This is a genomic window from Listeria floridensis FSL S10-1187, from assembly GCF_000525875.1.
Taxonomy (GTDB): Bacteria; Bacillota; Bacilli; order Lactobacillales; family Listeriaceae; genus Listeria; species Listeria floridensis.
Genome location: NZ_AODF01000045.1, coordinates 39,396 through 57,149, shown reverse-complemented (window position 1 = coordinate 57,149; position 17,754 = coordinate 39,396). Strand labels below are relative to the sequence as shown.

Here is a 17,754-nt window from a genome sequence, read left to right as displayed (position 1 = left end):
CAAGTTCATCCACCCGCTCAGAAAACTGGTGCAGCACCTCAAAATCCTCAAACAGCTCTTGCAGTTCTTTCTCTGAACTTGTATGGCTGAATGAAATCGCACCATCACGATCCAAGTTCCGAATGTCTTCCTCCGCTTCATCCAAGTTCTCTGATACCTTTTTCAGCTCATCAATCGCACCTTTGCCCCAGACACCTTTCCCGATCAAATTCCCGATACTGTCATACACACGATCAAAATCACCTTCGCTGTAATCCACCTCTTTCACTCTGCACACTCACCTCTTTGTTGTATTCTATTTGTACTTTTCAAGTGTAGCACACGATGCAGAATATAAATGTGACTATTTTATGAAATCATCTAGTAAACATACAACAAGGACATAAAAAATAACCCTATCCACTCGGACAAGGTCAACTAGTAATCCGTTATTAAATCTTTAAGAGTACAAAAACCTATATTTAAGCTTGCCGTTACCCATATAGGTTTTACTGCTACTAAATCTTTAAGAGTACAAAAACTTAATGTTGCACCAGGAAGTTCATCGTCCCGTTTTACTGCTACTAAATCTTTAAGAGTACAAAAACTCTAGACAAGAACGTCAAGAGTGGGGGGCTGTTTTACTGCTACTAAATCTTTAAGAGTACAAAAACAGCGAGTTCTTGAGGGTACTGAAAATAAATGTTTTACTGCTACTAAATCTTTAAGAGTACAAAAACCATGTGGTCTGTTGTTCCGTCATAACGAAGGTTTTACTGCTACTAAATCTTTAAGAGTACAAAAACGTATCACTCAAACTTTTGTCCACTTTCATAGTTTTACTGCTACTAAATCTTTAAGAGTACAAAAACCTCAAATTAAACGTCTTCAATCAAAAATTTTTTGTAATTTATCTCTCAAAAAAGCGCGTTCCAGATCATTAAGACCGTCTTCCATCACCAAACATTCTAGTGTTGGCATTCCGAGTAAACCTGTCACTACCTTTAATAATACCATATCTTTTTCATTTATGTACGGGTAAAGCCGTTCATTACCAAGATAATGAAAAACGCGAAATGCACTCGACACCAATTGATTATCCGACCATATGAATTCCGAAGGATAGTGATTGCAAATCGATTTACGAAACACATCAAACGGAGGCAATTGCTCATCTTGATCACCTAAAATAATCGTTTTTTCAATATCCTCTTGCGTATAGGTGAAATCAACATATGAATCACTGATAACGAAAATTTTCAAAAGCTTTGTTTCAAAACTGATTTTCTCTAACTCATCCATAAACCGCTGCAAATGCTTTCCATAAATGAAGCTTTCTGCGTTTCGCAAAACTAGCCAATTTTCCCTAGCAGAACGTTCAATTTCTAAACGTAAAAGCTGACAAAACTCATCAAGCAGCTCTCCAACATCCATCATTTCAAGCGGAAAAATCTTTCCCTTTTCAAGATACGAAAATAAAAGTTGATTCTTTAGTAGGCCTTCAAAAGTTATAGGTAAAAAGATAGGTGTGATGTTATCGGAAAGCCCTGCAAAGCTGCCCTGTACTTCACTTTCAATTTTCAAAAGTTCATTATTCAATTGATCAAGCATGCGATTTACATCAAAAGACATTTTGAAGGATTCCATTTGCGCATACATTAAACTTCCTTTTTTATACTCCAACGCTGAAAAAATACTTTCCCGGCTGTTTACTATATGTATATCAACATCCTTTGCCGTTATTCTTTTCTCACCCATAAAAAAGCTCAATCCATCATCACCATATACATTTTCCTCTACTATAGAAAGTTGCTTTCCACTTTTCAGGCGTTCAAAACTTCTACACAGTTTCCATTTTTTCTCATTGCAACCACCCATGAAAAAATTTTTATGATAAGCCATGAAATTTATATAGCTTCCGTCGTCATATTCAATTTTCATCTCCAAACTATATCACCACCAGTCTATTGGCTCCTACTTTTTCTTCCTGCTGACTTCGCTTTCCTATGAGTAGCTGCATCTCTTCAAACTGCTTTTCACTTACATAAAGCAAACGCACTTCGCCAGATGGAGGAGTAATCATTTTAAGAATACGTTCAAATTTCTTTCCAGCAGACCGATTCTGCACAGCCCTGTAATAAATTGAATACTGTAACATAACAAACCCGTTTGCTAACAACTCTTTTCGAAAAACTCGATAGTATTTCTTTTCTCGTGCAGTTTCCATTGGCAAATCAAACATACACAATATTCTCATTTGCTGATACCTCACTTTTCAATTCTCCCTTACTAAATCGTTGATAGATACTGGGTGAAGCAATTCTACCTTTCCTTCTTCCATTGCAGTAACAAAACTCTTTACATATTTTTGCATCACTTGATCTACTGTACTTCGTTTGCCTTTATACTCCATAGGTTGATTCATGAAATCAATGATTTCAAGCCTTGATTCATAGCTTAGATACTCTTCCTTTCCCAAAACCACTCGGTGAATCCAATGATCCATCAACGGACGGAAAGGCTCCATTAAGTCATCCACCAAATTAAACGCATTATATTCATTACGATGAAAGACACCGAGCATTAAAAGCAACCCTTGCCCGGCAGCCATCCTTGCCATTGCAGAACGAATAATCGAATAGCCAAAATTCATGGCAATATTTTCGATGCAGGTCTTTTCTCTCGTAAAATCTAAACCGTATAACGCATTAAAATATAATTTAGCAGCGTGCCCTTCACGATTCGTTTCATCGCCAGCTCTCACTTGCCTGTACATTTCTTCCATAATATGAATTCGTTCACTATCTTTTATTATAGAAGACATAAAATCAATTTGATTTCTTATTTTTTGCTTAACAACTTGTTTCCAAATATCAGCTTTAAGTCTTTTCTCCCAAGCCGCCTGCTGCTGCGCTCGTTTCGCAGTGCGATGAAAGTTGCCGTAACTATAATACATTCCCGTTGGCATATATCGATCGTCGCAAATCACTACTAAAATATTGTATTTGCTCAAACGTGACAATAACTTCGTTGTTATCGTTGTATGATTTCCTTCCAAAATAATCACAGAAATATCAGACAATGGGATGTAAAAAATATTCCCTTGCTTACTGATCTCAAGATTATCTAATTTCAATCGAATATATTCGCTTTCTTTTATATGTACAGTTCGCCACGTCATTTTAATTATCCTCCTAAACAAAAGAAAAACCCATTCACGAGGAATGGGAAATTCGGCATAAAGCCTTATTTTTGTAGATTCTTAAAGATTTAGTAGCAGTACAAGAGCGTCCTCTTGTACTACCTACTTTATCAGACCTTCAATTCCCTGTCAAGTATATTATCAGGTATTTTTCCCTCTTTTCTGACATAGAACGGATTTCCCAAAATATCAGTATTCACTTTATAAAGTAAATTTCCTGGTTTAACAAAACGTTTAATACAACGTCCGCTTACCGACATGTTTCCGTAGATCGGTATTTCTTCTTTACTTAAAAAGACAGCTCGATCAATAGGTTTCAGCTCTGCATAGCCGCGAATTGTCGACGAAGCTGATCCAAAAAGCAGCTCAATTGATTCATTATCTGCTGGGTTGATCACTTTAACGCGGTCATTACGATAAAGAGAAAAACAAAATTCAGCATCCTCGGAAATACCTTCCGCAGCCTTCACTTTCGAATAGTCGTCTGCAGAAATCCCATAGCCTCCGTCTTTAAATTTCAAATCATTGTTTTTAATTCCCATAATCTCATATTCACTTGTTTGCACATTATAGTAAATGTCTGCTCTCCATGAACTAAGTGACAGCAACACTACTTTTTTATTCTTTGCCGTTTTAGGGGTAACATCAATATTTTTACCTAACTTTTCATCATAGTATTTTACTTGTCGAATAACAGGTCCATTGCCTTTTTTTGAATATTTTCGAACATAACCTCCATTATCTTCTGCATAAAGCGCAAACGGACTGACCTGAACTTCATCAACCTTGCCATTTTCAAGCAGAACTTCTCTAGTTTCTGGATAGCTCCTCATAATTTCTTCTAATTTAGCAAATGTTTTGGGGTCTAATCGTTGCATCAAAAACTTAGTTTTATCTGTTTGATAAATTTTTTTGAAGATAGCATAGCTGCCCGGATCATAAATATCCTCAACCTTTTTGATCAAATATTCAACTTCCTGTTTATCTTTTTTCAACTGAGCAATTCGAACCGAACGAATAGTGTCTTTACTCACCCTTCGATTCATTTTCTTATCCACTTGATGTGAAAATTTCAGTTTTTTAGCACTCACAATTAATTGTTCCTTAAAATCACCTGACGGCAGCTCATAAGCCAGCTTTTCAAAAGTATCCTCCGCCATTTTTTCACTAACCTCTACATTAATGTTCCCTTCCGAAACGTTTTCCGGAACGAGCAATTGCTTCTTCTCGAACAGTCTTAGAAGCGGAGAAACGGCAATAATCGAAGCATCAATCGCATGGTGATGGTGTGTGTCGCGCGATTTACTCACATTCCAATGTTTACGTAAATTCGCCGTAAACTTCCCGCGGATCACCGCGACCTTAGTATCCATTTTTTTAGCCCGCGTAAAGCGTTGCAGCTCATTTAATACGACTCGCGAAGCATAGCGCGTATCGACCAAATTCCGCGCCACAAAGCGTTTCCTTGTTTCAATACTGTTCAAATCCTCATCAAACAGCAAGTTTTCTTTTTTTCTTTTTTGCTCATTCGTTTATTTCCTGAAACTAGCTTTTTAAAGAGGTCAAATTCTTGTCCCCCGCCCTTTTGCAAGAATTCATAAGGCGTCTGTTGTCCTTTATTTTGATTCATTTTTGACGTACACAGCACCTTATTATTCAAGCTGTCATCAAAAGACACGGACTGCGGAATAATATGATCGATTTCAAAGGCGTTCGAATTTGCGAGCAGCTCTCCCGGCGGTATGATCTGTCCCGAATAAAGGCATTTTCCTTCTTGCTGGTACCACAACCGAACCTTTGTCTGAAGCCCTTTTGTTTTTTTTAAGAGCATTTTCCATTTTTTTCGCTGCTCAGCCCCGTTTTCCCTTGAAATTCTGTCAGCGCTTTTTCCTTTTCCTCCTCATTTTCTTTCTGGAACTTCTTCGCATCCCTCACAGCTTTTTCTTCATTATCATCGCGCGGCATTTCAATTGCGATATATCCAATGTCCTGATAGATATCTCGCAGCGCATTGAACAATTTAACCGTCTCACGAATCGACTTGCCAACAACCGGATTATAAATTTCATCGCTAATTTGCTTTGGATTCAACTTTTCCATTCCTTCATAATCTGCTTGATTTCGCGAAAGCATCCCGCGCTCCGTCAAAATTTGCATTTGCTCCTTCGATGTTTCAAGCATCTCTGGAAGAAGCTCCTGCATAGTTCGCAGTGAAAAACGGTGCCATTTATTGTTTCCAGCAACCGCAAAAGCATTTTTGTGTTGCACTATCAAATCAATAACATCTTCTGTCAAAAGTGAGAACCGCGGGGCTAAATCGAGTGAAATCCGCTTGCGGATTTCACCATTCTCAGTATTAAGCGTCAAGATCGGGGCAAGTTCATCTAACAAATTTGTCGGCCAATCGAGTATATCAACATCGCTTTCAAGCAGTTTCTTTCTCGCCTTTCGAAATGAAGCGAACGAGTGAATTTCCGGTTTATTCTTGCGATCAATTCTAAATCCGCGAATTTCTTCAGGTTTTGTTCCCGTCACTTTCGCAATTAATTTCAGCATCGTGATATTTCCAACAGAACGCGTTACCTGCTCTACAATGGTTTGTTTATGCTCAAAAGTCAGCTTCCCGTCTTCTGTACTGCCAAGTTTCAAGTTATTAAGATCGTTTAGCAAATTAAATAACTGCGCCGTATAGGAGTTACCCGCTGCCCGAATTTCCTCCGGATAGATTTTATCCTTCCCAATCAGCATCTCAAATAGGTTATCGAGTGTGTTTCTATCCGTACGATAAATCCCATAATCTGTTCGGCTATTTTCATTTCCAGGTCCAACAAAATAATCACGTTTTCGTGTTAAAATCTTGATGTATTCGTCCAAAAATCCTTCCGTCAGTTCTGGATGGAATTTTTGCTGTGTCTCCAAAATTTGCTTTGCTTCCCGCACATAGTCACTAGTCGGAAATACATTCAGATAGATTTCCTTTGCCTCATCTTCAACTTGTCCGCGAACCTTTCCAAATCTCTGCAATCGCTCCAATTGGATTTCACACGGCATTTTTCCTTTTAGTAAAATTCGATTTCGCTCAATCGAATTCATGTAATCTGAACCTGAGTTTTCTTCCTCTGCTTCCACATCTTCAAGCCCGTAGCTTACTCCTCTCCGCTTTACTAAATGTCTAAGCGCGGCTGTAAGTTCATCTTTTGCCAATTTTTCAGCCAAGCCTTTTACACGGAGTTCATAAGGATTATTAAATTTATAGAATTCAAACTCCAACCCGTTTTTCAAAAACAATCGATCTAAATCTTTCAAGCGAGTCTTCCTGCGCCGCGTTAGCCTTCTACTTTGACGTGCCTCTCGCCGGTCTTTATTTTTATCCGCTGATGCAGCCGAAAATAGCCTCACCCCTGAGTCTAAGATCTTGCGGCTCTCCATCCCAACGACCGACCAACCTACTGACGAAACTCCGATATCAAAGCCAATTGTCACTTTTTCCACTGTCTTTCCCTCCGTCTCTCTGTTTTAGATGCTTCTAGCAAAAAGCGTCTTGCGATCTTACAGCAACTACGTATACCGTAAGAATAATTCTGTTTTTTCTTTACCTTCCAAAATAAAACGCTCACAGAATGATTATACAATATATCTGAATTCTTTGGCAAATAAAGCCGAAAATGTACCCTATTCCGCCTATAAAGCTACAACATATACTTCGTTATTTTGTTTAATATTAAGTAGCAAACAACAAAAGCCTCAAGAGCGATTTCTTAAAAGGCAATCGTTCTTAGGCTCACCAGATTTTATACAAAATATGAAGGTACATATATGTACTCGAATTTTTTTCAGGTGTAACAGCTACTTGTTCCTCTTGTATAGTTGCATGTACAGACAATACAGAAGGTGATACTATACTTAAAATCAAGCCCAAAATACTTGTTAGTAACGTTGTCTTTAATGACTTTCCCTTCATGTTGCTTACCTCTTTTCGTTGTATTGGCATCAGATGATGAATATAACATAAAATCGTTGTTAAGAAGGTGTAAATATAACAAAAAATGAACTTAGATATCTTGTAACCTCTCAGCTACACATACACTCTAGATACATTCACGACGAACTTATTAAAACATTATATATTGTTAGGACATATCTTTTTAAGAAATAGGACTTTAAAGACTCACTCTAGTTATTTAAAGTGCAACATGAAGTAAAAAAGCATGAAAAAACACGACCAAAATTGAGAAATTAACCAAAATAAAAACATCCTACAAATCGTATAAAACCAAAAAAAATCAGGCTTTATAAGCATTTGTAAGATGTTTTAAAATCACTTTTGACGCCCTCGGAGGGAATCGAACCCCCATTTTAAGAACCGGAATCTCACGTGCTATCCTTTGCACCACGAGGGCAAAACGTTTTTTCACCGTACGATTAATTATTATAGCGGAAAGATCGCATTTTTACAAGCTTTATTGCGATTAATTTATTTTTTGAAACCTTTCATTTGACCTACTTTGACCTTTGTTATATGATATAATCATTGTATGAGGAAAGAAACAAGACCTCATCATAAATTACGCTTATTACAGGAGGAATCTTGATATGAATTTAATCCCTACAGTTATCGAACAAACGAGCCGCGGGGAACGTGCTTATGATATTTATTCGCGCCTTTTAAAAGACCGGATCATCATGCTTGGATCTGCAATTGATGACAACGTGGCAAACTCGATTGTTTCACAGCTTCTATTCTTGGATGCCCAGGATCCTGAAAAAGATATTTTTCTTTATATTAATTCGCCAGGTGGAAGTATTTCTGCTGGGATGGCGATTTACGACACGATGAATTTCGTGAAAGCAGATGTTCAAACTATCGGTATGGGAATGGCTGCTTCGATGGGTTCGTTCTTACTTGCAGCGGGTGAAAAAGGGAAACGTTTTGCACTTCCAAACTCAGAAATCATGATTCACCAACCACTTGGTGGCGCTCAAGGTCAAGCAACAGAAATTGAAATTGCAGCACGTCATATCTTAAAAATCAAAGAGCGTATGAATACGATTCTATCTGAAAAAACCGGTCAACCACTAGAAGTGATTGCGCGTGATACAGATCGCGATAACTTCATGACTGCTGAACAAGCAAAAGAATACGGTTTAATCGATGACATTATTGTCAATAAAGCTGGCTTAAAATAATTATCATTTAAAACGCCCTTGTACTCTTAGTGAGTACAAGGGCGTTTTTTTTGGTACAATGTACCTTTCAATCATATAAATGTTACAAATTTTCTACTATTTTTTAATAAATCTTTCTTTTAGGAAAATTTAGCGTATAATAACTGCTAAACTACATAAAAGGAGAGATTCTATGGCAACAATTGGAGCATTTTTGGCAGTCATGATTGCCATCTTTGTAGGCGAGTGGGTTTCTACGCGAACTAGAGCTTTTATTCCCTCGCTTTTCATTACTTCTGTTATCTTCATCATCGGCTATTGGACTATTTTCCCGAAGGATTTAGTTGAAAAAGCCAGTTTCGGCATCAATTTTGCCAGCATTTGCGTTCCTCTCCTGCTCGTTCATCTTGGAACTAGCATGAATTTAAAGCAGCTTGCGCGTCAGTGGAAAGCTGTTTTAATAAGTCTGCTTGGCGTTTCTGGGACGCTACTTTTAACACTTACAATCGGCTCGCTTGTTTTTGACTTACGAACCGTACTTGCAGCTGTGCCGGCACTTGTCGGCGGCATTGTATCCGCACTGCTCATGAGCGACAGCTTAACCCAGCTTGGACTCACATCACTTGCTACTCTACCCGTTTATATGATCATGTTCCATGGCATTCTCGGCTATCCGATTACTTCGCTAATGCTTCGGAAAGAAGCACGGCGACTGCAGACAAATTTCCAAGCAGGAACTGTGAGTGAAGCAGAGCTTCAAGAGGTGAAAGAGGAGACTGTTTCGCAAAAGTTTATTGAGAAGTTGCCAGCGGATTACAAAACGGGCGCTTTCATTTTAGCACGAGTGATTCTTGTCGCAATTCTTGCTTTTGGGCTCAGCAAATTAATGAATGATTTTGTAAACTTCAATATTCTTTGTTTGCTATTTGGCGTCGTTTTTTCGGAACTGGGTTTTCTCGAGAAAGATGTGCTTCATAAAGCCGGCGTTTTCAACTGGCTGTTATATGGCTTAATCGCCTACATATTCATGCACCTCAGCACATCGACTCCGCAAGGATTCCTTTCCTATATCCCAGAAATTATCATTTTACTTGTCATCGGCGTGATCGGGATGTACATCGTTTCCGTACTCATTTCCAGATATTTAAAACTCTCAAAAGAAATGGGATTTGCGATTGCACTTACTGCCCTATTGGGATTTCCGGCAGATTATATTTTAACAAATGATGTCATCAAAGACGTTGCCAAAACAGAGCCCGAACAGCGTTACTTGACCCAGAACATGCTTCCACCAATGCTTGTCGGTGGATTTACAACCGTTTCGATTGCGTCTGTTGTTATCGCGTCCATTTTCATCAAATTCTTATAGAAAGAGGTTTTTCAAATGACAAAAACTAAATTCACGAATGCTGAGGTTTTCACTGGTAAAGCCGATCAATTTGAAAGGCTGGATTTTGGCGTCGACAATTCAACTGGGCGCTTCTTTTTCGACGTCAATAACCATAATTTCACGGAAGAAAAGGATTTATCCGGCCGGTTTGTGATTCCTGGGCTGATTAACTGCCATACTCATATTATTCTCGATCCGTTTTTCAAAATCAGCGGCTTGAAGGCAGTTTCCAGTGGTGAAGCCGATGCGGTTCGAGCTACCTATGTCGCACTTTGCAACTTGCAAAAATCGCTTGAAAACGGCGTAACTTACATTCGTGATTGCGGCTCGACCTTTAATATTGACTTAAAACTTTCTGCACTTGAAAAGGAAGGCCATTTATTCGCGCCAGGGATTGTTGGTTCTGGTCCTGCAATCGCAATGACTGGCGGCCACGGCGTCGAGCTTGGCATCGAAGCAGATGGCGCGGAAGAAACGCGTAAACAAGCTCGGAAAAATATTAAAGACGGCGCAAGGAACATCAAGCTGATGGCAACGGGAGGCGTTAGTATTGACGGAGAAAAACCAACCGATATCCAGCTGACAGAAGAGGAATTGCGCGCAGCAGTGATTGAGGCGCATCATAAGGGATATACGGCATGCGCGCATGCACAAGGCACAGAAGGTATCAAAAATGCCATTCGAGCTGGGGTAGATTCAATCGAGCACGGGGTTTATCTCGATGACGAAGCTATTCAAATGCTACTTGATTCGGGTACGTTTGTAGTTCCGACTTTGATTGCACCTTGGGCGATCAATGATCATGCAGATGTACTGCCGGATTTCATGGTGAAAAAATCAATCGAAATTATGGATGCTCACTTTGAAAGTATCGGGAAAGCCGCTCGGGCTGGTGTGAAACTTGCACTTGGAACTGATTCAGGCACAGCTTACAATAACTTTGAAAATAATGCAGCATTTGAAATGGAATTGATGGTGAAAGCGGGCGCTACACCGCTCCAAGTACTCCATGCTGCATCGCGTAACGCCGCTGAACTGCTACAAATTGATCAAGAAACCGGAACGATTGAAGCAGACAAACTGGCCGATTTCGTGATCCTTGAAGCGAATCCGCTGGAAGATATTCGAGCTGTACAAGGCGCAAAAACGGTGTATCGTAAAGGTCGCCAAGTTAAATAAATTTGCAAGCACGAAAAAAGCCGCGGGAATCGTCCCGCGGCTTTTCTTTATTCCAAATAAATTTTTAAGAACGTCGGTATTGAACTGGAATTTCGATTTCATCGCCGAGTTCTCGTGCAGCATTCCGTGCAAAATAAGGGTTGCGCAACAATTCTCGCCCGAAAACAATCAAATCTGCTCGACCATTGCACAGAATTTCTTCCGCTTGAACAGCATTGGTGATTAAACCAACTGCTCCCGTTGCAATCCCAGCGCCCATCCGAATCTGCTCAGCAAACGGCACTTGATAGCCTGGATAGCTTTCAGGAACGACCGGAACGAGCCCGCCGCTTGAAACGTCGATCAAATCTACGCCGTCAGCTTTCATCCATTTAGCAAATGGAATATAATCTTCTGGTGTCAAACCCCCATGTGCATAATCGTTCGCCGAAACTCGCACAACTACCGGCCCATCCCAAACTTCACGAACCGCTTTGATGACTTCGCTCAAAATCCGATAGCGGTTCCCAGCAGGTCCGCCGTAAGTGTCTTCCCGCCGATTCGTCAGTGGCGAAAGGAACTCGTGCAGCAAGTAGCCATGCGCCGCGTGCAGTTCAATCACATCAAAGCCAGCTTCGGCTGCGCGGTAAGCCGCGCGTTTAAAATCAGCGACCACGTCCTTGATTTCTTCAATCGAAAGCGAATCTGGTATGCCGTATTTATCACTAAAACCAATCGAAGACGGTGCCACAATTCTTCCAGGAATTTCCGATTTGCGCCCAGCGTGTGCAAGTTGAATCCCTGCTTTTGCGCCATGATAGTGAATTCCTTCCGTGATCCGCTGCAGCATTGGAATCTGTTCATCGTTCCAAATTCCAAGATCGTTTGAAGAAATCCGCCCAATTTCCTGCACAGCAGTCGCTTCAATGAATACAAGCCCCGTTCCGCCAGCAGCTCTTGACATATAGTGCGCCAAGTGGAAATCTGTCGCAATTCCGTCTTCCTTGTCAACAGAATACATGCACATTGGTGACATCACAATTCGGTTTTTAAGCATAACATCTTGCAATTTGTAGCTAGAAAATAATTTCGACATCAATTTCGCATCCTTTTCTATTTATTAGCGTTCAGCAGTACGAAGTCCAACTTGTGAAGGAGTTTCTCCGTTCCGCATCCGCTCAGCCATCTGATCAATTTTACGCAGTCGGTGATTGATACCAGACTTTGAAATCGGTCCAGTTGTAACCATCTCACCCAGTTCCTTAAGCGATACATCCTCATGCGTTACTCGGAGTTCGGCGATTTCACGCAACCGTTCCGGTAGTGCTTCAAGCCCAACTTCCGTTTGAATGAACTTAATATTTTCAATCTGACGAACAGCAGCACTGATCGTCTTATTAAGGTTTGCGGTTTCGCAGTTGACAAGCCGGTTCACAGAATTACGCATGTCGCGCATGATCCGTACATCTTCAAAGTGAAGAAGCGCACTCGTTGCACCGATAATACTAAGAAACTCCGTAATCTTCTCAGCTTCTTTTAAATACGTGATATAACCATTTTTACGTTCCAATGTCCGCGCATTTAAATCAAATGAATTCATTAGATCACAAATCGCTTGGTTGTGTTCCGCGTAAACTGAGAAAATCTCTAAATGATACGAGGAAGTCTCTGGATTGTTTACAGAACCGCTAGCTAGGAATGCACCGCGCAAATAAGCTCGCTTGGCGTTTCTCTTTTTTACAAAACCACGGTCAATCGACTTTGTAAATGTAAATTGTTCACCCAAAATATGAAGGTCCTCAAGAATTTCTTGAGTTTTGGCTTTAAGCCGCACAATATATACATTGTTTTTCTTAAGTTTCATTTTTTTTCGGACTAACAGCTCGATTGGAACATCGTAAAGCCGCTTTAAAAGTTGATACATTCGTCGAGCCGTTGCAGCATTTTCTGTCTGCACATCGGCCACCATTGATCCGTTTGAAAGTGAAACAGCACCATTCATCCGTATGAAAGCAGACAGTTCCGGCTTGGCTTCGTCATCTGTCACGTCCAGATTCGTCAGCTCTTTTTTAGTTTCTGAGGCAAATGACACGTCACTCACTCCTTCTCATCATAATTCGACAGCATTTTCAGAAGTGCTTCAGCTACTTTTTCCCCATCGTGCCGCACAAGACGGTTTTCTGTTGATAAGAAATCATGATAAATCGCTTCTACTCCTAACTGCTTAATTCCTGCTGCATCGTGCTCGACTTGCATGACATCATCAGGAAATAAAAGTTCACGCGGAACCTTCTCGGTGTTGATCAGCATTTTCGTAATGAACGGTTGACCGACATGTTCGTGAATCACTCGAATATGATCCGCATCGCTGAAATAATCGGTCTCGCCGATTTGCGTTAAAATATTCGTGATATATACTTTTTCGGCTTTCGATTTCACGACTGCGTCGGCGATTCCCTTAACGAGCAAATTCGGCAAAATACTTGTATATAGGCTACCTGGTCCTATGATGATTAAATCAGCCTGTTCAATGGCTTTCGTTGCCGTTTCAAGCGGCTTAACATCGCTAGGGTCAATAAAAACCCGTTTAATCGGCTTGCCTTGCAGTGGAATAATAGATTCACCAGTCACAATGTCGCCGTCTTCCATTTCTGCTTTAAGAATCAGTGGTTTGTCTGTAACAGGAATCACCTTGCCACGAATCCGAAGTACTTTTGAAAGCACATCTATCGCATCTACATAATTTTCATTTAGTTCAGCTAGAGCCGTTAAAATGATATTGCCGACTACATGCCCAGATAAGTCGCCATCTACCGTAAAACGATATTGAAACAAATCAACAAGCCGTTGATCCGTATTCGACAGTGCCACCATGACATTCCGAATATCCCCGGGAGGGAGGACGTCCATCTGCTGGCGAATTTTCCCAGAACTTCCACCATCATCTGCGACCGTAACAAGCGCCGTCAAATCGATTTTTTTGCGTTTCAGTCCCTTTAATACAACCGGAATTCCCGTTCCGCCGCCGATAACGACAACTTTCGGTTTATTTCCCGTGCTCATTTTAGTTTTCCTTCCGCCGCTTCATATCGCGGTGCGAAATGATTGTTTCATATTTCGTTTGAAGCGCCTTGCCAATATATTCCGTCAGCGCTACAGAACGATGCTGACCTCCCGTACACCCAATGGCAATTACAAGCTGCGTTTTCCCTTCACGTTTATAAAATGGAAGTGTGAAGTTCAATAAATCGAGTGTTTTATCAAGATAGGTTTGTGTTTCCGGCCACTTCATTACATATTCGTAAACTTCTTCATCTTTTCCGGTCAACGGACGCATTTTATCAATATAATGCGGATTTGGAAGAAAACGCACATCAAATACCAAATCAGCATCAAGCGGGAGCCCATATTTAAAACCGAATGACATCACTTGCACATTAAAGATATCGCGATCTTCCGCTTTAAACTCTTGATTAATCCGGTCGCGAAGTTCACGCGGTTTGAGCCGTGACGTATTGATCACAAGCTGGGCACGTCCTTTAAGATCACTTAACAGTTCACGCTCCGCTTTAATTCCTTCAAGCACCGATCCGTTTGGTTCAAGTGGATGATGGCGGCGCGATTCCTTATATCTCGAAACAAGAACTTGATCATCTGCCTCGAGGAATAAAATTTTCGTTGTAATAAACGATGTATTATCGAGCTCATCTAAAGCCGTATCAATTGAATCAAAGAAATCTCGGCCGCGCAAATCCATGACAAGCGCAATCTTATTCATCTTACCGGATTCTTTCATTAGTTCCCAAAATTTAGGCAGCAAAGACGGCGGCAAATTATCAACGCAAAAATACCCTAAGTCTTCAAGCGACTGCATTGCGACTGTTTTTCCTGCCCCGCTCATTCCTGTTATAATGACTAACTGCAACTGGTTTGAAGCCAAAATTACACGCCCTTTCGATTTTAGCTATTCTCTTTATTTTACCACAATCAGGACAAGAAAGAACGAGAAAGAGGCTTCAACCTCGAAGCCCCTCTAAAAAATTTATTGCTCAACTTGCTCTAAAAGTGCGCTACGCACCCGCTCTAATTTAGCATTGCTTTCTTCTGCTGTTTCTCCTTTGATGCTGAAATAAAATTTAATTTTCGGTTCCGTTCCTGACGGGCGAAGTGCAAACCACGAACCGTCGTCCAGATAAAATTTCAACACATCAGCACGCGGAAGTTCAATTGGTGCCGTTTCGCCAGAAGCAAACACGGTTTCGCTCCGCAAGTAATCCTCCGTTTTCGCGATTACTTCGCCGCCAATACTCACTCGCGGTTCGGCACGGAAGTTCGCCATCAATTGTTTAATTCGCTCCGAACCGTCCTTGCCGCTCATCGTAAGCGATACAAGATCTTCCTTGTAGTAGCCGAATTGTTTGTACAGTTCTTCCAGCTCATCAAATAGCGTTAGCCCGCGTTCCTTCGCATCGAGCGCAACCTCAGAAATTGCAAGCACCGCTTGAATTGCATCCTTATCGCGCGTAAACGATTTAACCATGTAACCATTGCTCTCCTCATAGCCAAACTCGAAAGTGTGCGAACCTGTCGCCTCAAACTGCTTGATTTGTTCTGCGATAAATTTAAAGCCGGTTAAAACGTCGATCATCTGAGCACCGTAAAACTCTGCGATATCACGCCCTAAGTCGCTTGTCACAATTGATTTCAAAACGGCCGCATTCGCTGGAAGCTCGCCTTGCGCTTTCTTTTGTTTCAGTAAGTAATTCAAAATAAGAGCACCAATCTGATTGCCCGACAGCACATCGAACTTGCCTGACTTCATTCGCACCGCTACACCAAGCCGGTCTGCATCCGGATCTGTCCCCACTAAAATGTCTGCATTGTGCTTTTCGCCATACTCAATTGCAAGTTCAAATGCTTCGCGATTTTCCGGATTCGGCGATTTTACCGTTGAAAAATCAGGATCATTGATAAATTGTTCTTCCACCTTGATGATATTTTTAAAACCAACACTCTTAAGCGCCGGAACCCCTAAAATTCCGCCAGTTCCGTGCAGCGGCGTAAAGACAATCTTCAAGTCTTCTCCCTTTTCCTCAGTCAGTTTCTTATTTACGATGACTTCTTTTAATTTTTTCAAATACGGCTTATCTACTTTTTCACTGATAACTTCAAGCAACCCTTCTGCTTTCAGCATTTCAAGATCTGCTGTTTCCACCGAGAAAATATCCTCAATTTCATCAATATAAGCCGTAACAGCATCCGCACCGCGTGGCGGCATTTGACCGCCGTCTTCCCCGTAAATTTTGTAGCCGTTATATTCTGGCGGATTATGACTAGCCGTGATCACAATTCCGCTAAAGCAATTTAAAAATCTCACCGCAAACGAAAGTTCCGGCGTTGGACGAAGCGCTTCAAACACATAGCTTTTCACGCCGTGTTTCCCAAGCACTGCTGCACTTTCATAGGCAAATTCTTGAGACATATATCTTGGATCATAGGCAATCACAACGCCGCGCTGTTTGGCTTCCGAACCATTTTCCCCAACAAAGCGCGCTAATCCTTCCGAAGCTTTCCGGATCGTATAGATGTTCATCCGATTCGTTCCCGGTTCGAGTACTCCTCGCATCCCAGCCGTTCCGAATTCCATGTTACGATAGAAACTATCTTCAAGCACCTTGTCATTACCCGCTTCCGCATCAAGCTGCTTTCTTAGTTTCTCATCCAAATTTGATTGATCGAGCCATTTCCGATATTCTGCTTCCCAGTTCATAGCTTATCCCCTCTGCTTCAAAAATTTAATTTTACTCCGTTTATTGCGTAAAAAAGCCGAAACTTGTCTTCGAATGAAACGTTTCTCCCGGTCGAAGTACCGTGTTACCAAAATTCGCCTGATGAATCGCGTCAGGCAAGACCTGCGTTTCAAAAGTAATCCCGCTGTACGGAACCGCTTTTTTATTCCGTGCAAAATAATTTCCGGGAAACGTATTAGCCGTATATATCACAACCGCCGGAGCTGTCGTTGTCATTTTGATCCCGCGTCCGGAGTTTGGCTCAAACAAAATCGCATCCGCTTCACCCGCTTTATGCTCGAGTATAAAACCATGATCCAGTCCGCCAGAAGCCGCAAGAATTTGTTCATCCTGTGCAGTGATAGCTTCCTCGATTTGTTTTGCCTTCCGAAAATCGAAAGCCGTTCCTTCGACCGCTCTTATTTCCCCAGTCGGTATTCCCTCCGCATCAATCGGCGCATATGCCGCACTCCGCAGCTGCAACTGATGATCGAGAACCAGCTCCGCCTCCCCATTCGCAAGATTAAAATACGTATGGTTGGTCGGATTATAAAGCGTCGCCGCATCCGTTTCCGCCTTGTACTCCATTACCCATTCGTTGCTGTCCGTAAGCGTGTAGCGAATTTCGGCCAAAAGCTCGCCTGGGTATCCGTTTTCAAAAGCTCGACTACGGTATGAAAAAACGAGTGCTTGATCTTGCTCCGTCACCGTGAAAATCGACTTGCTGAAATTTGGTCGCCCACCATGAACCTGATGTTCTCCTGCATTTTTCGTTAGTTCAAAGCGTTTGCCATCGAGTGTAAAAGAACCGCCACGGATTCGTCCTGCAACCCGCCCGACGATAGCTCCAAAATACGGTGAATGATCCAGATATTCCTCAAAAGTATCAAAACCGAGCACAACATTCGCCAAGCGCCCATCCCGATCCGGCACTTCAAGCCGCGTCACAATTCCGCCGTAATTCAGTGCCGAAAGACGGAGCCCTTCCTTATTTTCAATCGTATATTCATAAACTTCCTGTCCATTAAAGTTTCCAAATAGTCGTTTCAATAAATTGATTTCCTTCCCTC

The 17,754-nt window shown here is 41.4% G+C and carries 13 protein-coding genes, 1 tRNA gene, 2 pseudogenes and 1 CRISPR repeat array; of the genes and pseudogenes, 3 read left to right on the top strand and 13 right to left on the bottom strand.

Annotated elements, in window-relative coordinates:
• The 7 genes and pseudogenes from MFLO_RS13445 to MFLO_RS13415 all read right to left on the bottom strand — a co-directional run.
• A pseudogene (locus MFLO_RS13445) lies at positions 1-268 on the bottom strand (hypothetical protein); the annotation flags it as partial.
• A gap of 217 nt (positions 269-485) precedes the next feature.
• A CRISPR array of direct repeats spans positions 486-851; the repeat unit is 36 nt; unit sequence GTTTTACTGCTACTAAATCTTTAAGAGTACAAAAAC.
• A 16-nt stretch (positions 852-867) separates the two neighbouring features.
• A complete protein-coding gene (locus tag MFLO_RS13440) occupies positions 868-1,926 on the bottom strand; it encodes a P-loop NTPase family protein (RefSeq protein ID WP_036098532.1) in 1,059 nt (352 codons plus the stop codon).
• Between the two features lies 1 nt (position 1,927).
• Entirely contained in the window at positions 1,928-2,251 is a 324-nt protein-coding gene (gene cas2, locus MFLO_RS13435) for a CRISPR-associated endonuclease Cas2 (protein WP_036098530.1), read from the bottom strand.
• 3 nt (positions 2,252-2,254) lie between these two features.
• Entirely contained in the window at positions 2,255-3,160 is a 906-nt protein-coding gene (gene cas1 / locus MFLO_RS13430) for a type II CRISPR-associated endonuclease Cas1 (protein ID WP_036098528.1), read from the bottom strand.
• Positions 3,161-3,291: 131 nt separating this feature from the next.
• A pseudogene (gene cas9, locus MFLO_RS16085) lies at positions 3,292-5,012 on the bottom strand (type II CRISPR RNA-guided endonuclease Cas9).
• Positions 5,003-6,673: a type II CRISPR RNA-guided endonuclease Cas9 gene (gene cas9 / locus MFLO_RS16075; protein WP_206538345.1), complete on the bottom strand. Its 1,671-nt coding sequence runs from the start codon at positions 6,671-6,673 to the stop codon at positions 5,003-5,005. The pseudogene cas9 (MFLO_RS16085) and the gene cas9 (MFLO_RS16075) overlap by 10 nt, the downstream one beginning before the upstream one ends.
• Before the next feature lie 836 nt (positions 6,674-7,509).
• Positions 7,510-7,581 (bottom strand) — tRNA-Arg (locus MFLO_RS13415).
• A gap of 193 nt (positions 7,582-7,774) precedes the next feature.
• On the opposite strand from MFLO_RS13415, the gene clpP reads away from it, so the two are divergent.
• The 3 genes from clpP (at position 7,775) to MFLO_RS13400 (ending at position 10,916) form a co-directional block, all read left to right on the top strand.
• Positions 7,775-8,368, top strand: a complete 594-nt coding sequence (clpP, locus tag MFLO_RS13410) for an ATP-dependent Clp endopeptidase proteolytic subunit ClpP (protein WP_036098525.1) — start codon at positions 7,775-7,777, stop codon at positions 8,366-8,368.
• A 172-nt stretch (positions 8,369-8,540) separates the two neighbouring features.
• Positions 8,541-9,716: a hypothetical protein gene (locus MFLO_RS13405; protein WP_036098524.1), complete on the top strand. Its 1,176-nt coding sequence runs from the start codon at positions 8,541-8,543 to the stop codon at positions 9,714-9,716.
• Positions 9,717-9,731: 15 nt separating this feature from the next.
• A complete protein-coding gene (locus MFLO_RS13400; protein ID WP_036098523.1) occupies positions 9,732-10,916 on the top strand; it encodes a metal-dependent hydrolase family protein in 1,185 nt (394 codons plus the stop codon).
• A 64-nt stretch (positions 10,917-10,980) separates the two neighbouring features.
• On the opposite strand, the gene namA is transcribed toward MFLO_RS13400, so the two are convergent.
• The 6 genes from namA to MFLO_RS13370 all read right to left on the bottom strand — a co-directional run bounded on the left by namA (position 10,981) and on the right by MFLO_RS13370 (position 17,734).
• Positions 10,981-11,991 (bottom strand): NADPH dehydrogenase NamA, encoded by a 1,011-nt coding sequence (gene namA / locus MFLO_RS13395; RefSeq protein WP_036098522.1) that lies wholly within the window; start codon positions 11,989-11,991, stop codon positions 10,981-10,983.
• 24 nt (positions 11,992-12,015) lie between these two features.
• On the bottom strand, positions 12,016-12,987 hold the full coding sequence (gene whiA / locus MFLO_RS13390; RefSeq protein WP_036098521.1) for a DNA-binding protein WhiA: 972 nt from the start codon (positions 12,985-12,987) through the stop codon (positions 12,016-12,018).
• A 5-nt stretch (positions 12,988-12,992) separates the two neighbouring features.
• Complete coding sequence (locus tag MFLO_RS13385) at positions 12,993-13,958, bottom strand: gluconeogenesis factor YvcK family protein (protein WP_036098520.1); 966 nt, start codon at positions 13,956-13,958, stop codon at positions 12,993-12,995.
• A 1-nt stretch (position 13,959) separates the two neighbouring features.
• On the bottom strand, positions 13,960-14,835 hold the full coding sequence (gene rapZ, locus MFLO_RS13380; protein WP_036098518.1) for an RNase adapter RapZ: 876 nt from the start codon (positions 14,833-14,835) through the stop codon (positions 13,960-13,962).
• A 102-nt stretch (positions 14,836-14,937) separates the two neighbouring features.
• Positions 14,938-16,665 (bottom strand): phospho-sugar mutase, encoded by a 1,728-nt coding sequence (locus MFLO_RS13375; RefSeq protein ID WP_036098517.1) that lies wholly within the window; start codon positions 16,663-16,665, stop codon positions 14,938-14,940.
• A 40-nt stretch (positions 16,666-16,705) separates the two neighbouring features.
• Positions 16,706-17,734: an aldose epimerase family protein gene (locus MFLO_RS13370; RefSeq protein ID WP_036098515.1), complete on the bottom strand. Its 1,029-nt coding sequence runs from the start codon at positions 17,732-17,734 to the stop codon at positions 16,706-16,708.
• Positions 17,735-17,754: the final 20 nt, after the last annotated feature.

Coding starts and splice junctions, on each gene's coding strand:
- cas1 (WP_036098528.1), bottom strand. CDS start 3,160: ATGACGTGGCGAACTGTACATATAAAAGAAAGCGAATATATTCGATTG.
- clpP (WP_036098525.1), top strand. CDS start 7,775: ATGAATTTAATCCCTACAGTTATCGAACAAACGAGCCGCGGGGAACGT.
- MFLO_RS13405 (WP_036098524.1), top strand. CDS start 8,541: ATGGCAACAATTGGAGCATTTTTGGCAGTCATGATTGCCATCTTTGTA.
- MFLO_RS13400 (WP_036098523.1), top strand. CDS start 9,732: ATGACAAAAACTAAATTCACGAATGCTGAGGTTTTCACTGGTAAAGCC.
- namA (WP_036098522.1), bottom strand. CDS start 11,991: ATGTCGAAATTATTTTCTAGCTACAAATTGCAAGATGTTATGCTTAAA.
- MFLO_RS13385 (WP_036098520.1), bottom strand. CDS start 13,958: ATGAGCACGGGAAATAAACCGAAAGTTGTCGTTATCGGCGGCGGAACG.
- MFLO_RS13375 (WP_036098517.1), bottom strand. CDS start 16,665: ATGAACTGGGAAGCAGAATATCGGAAATGGCTCGATCAATCAAATTTG.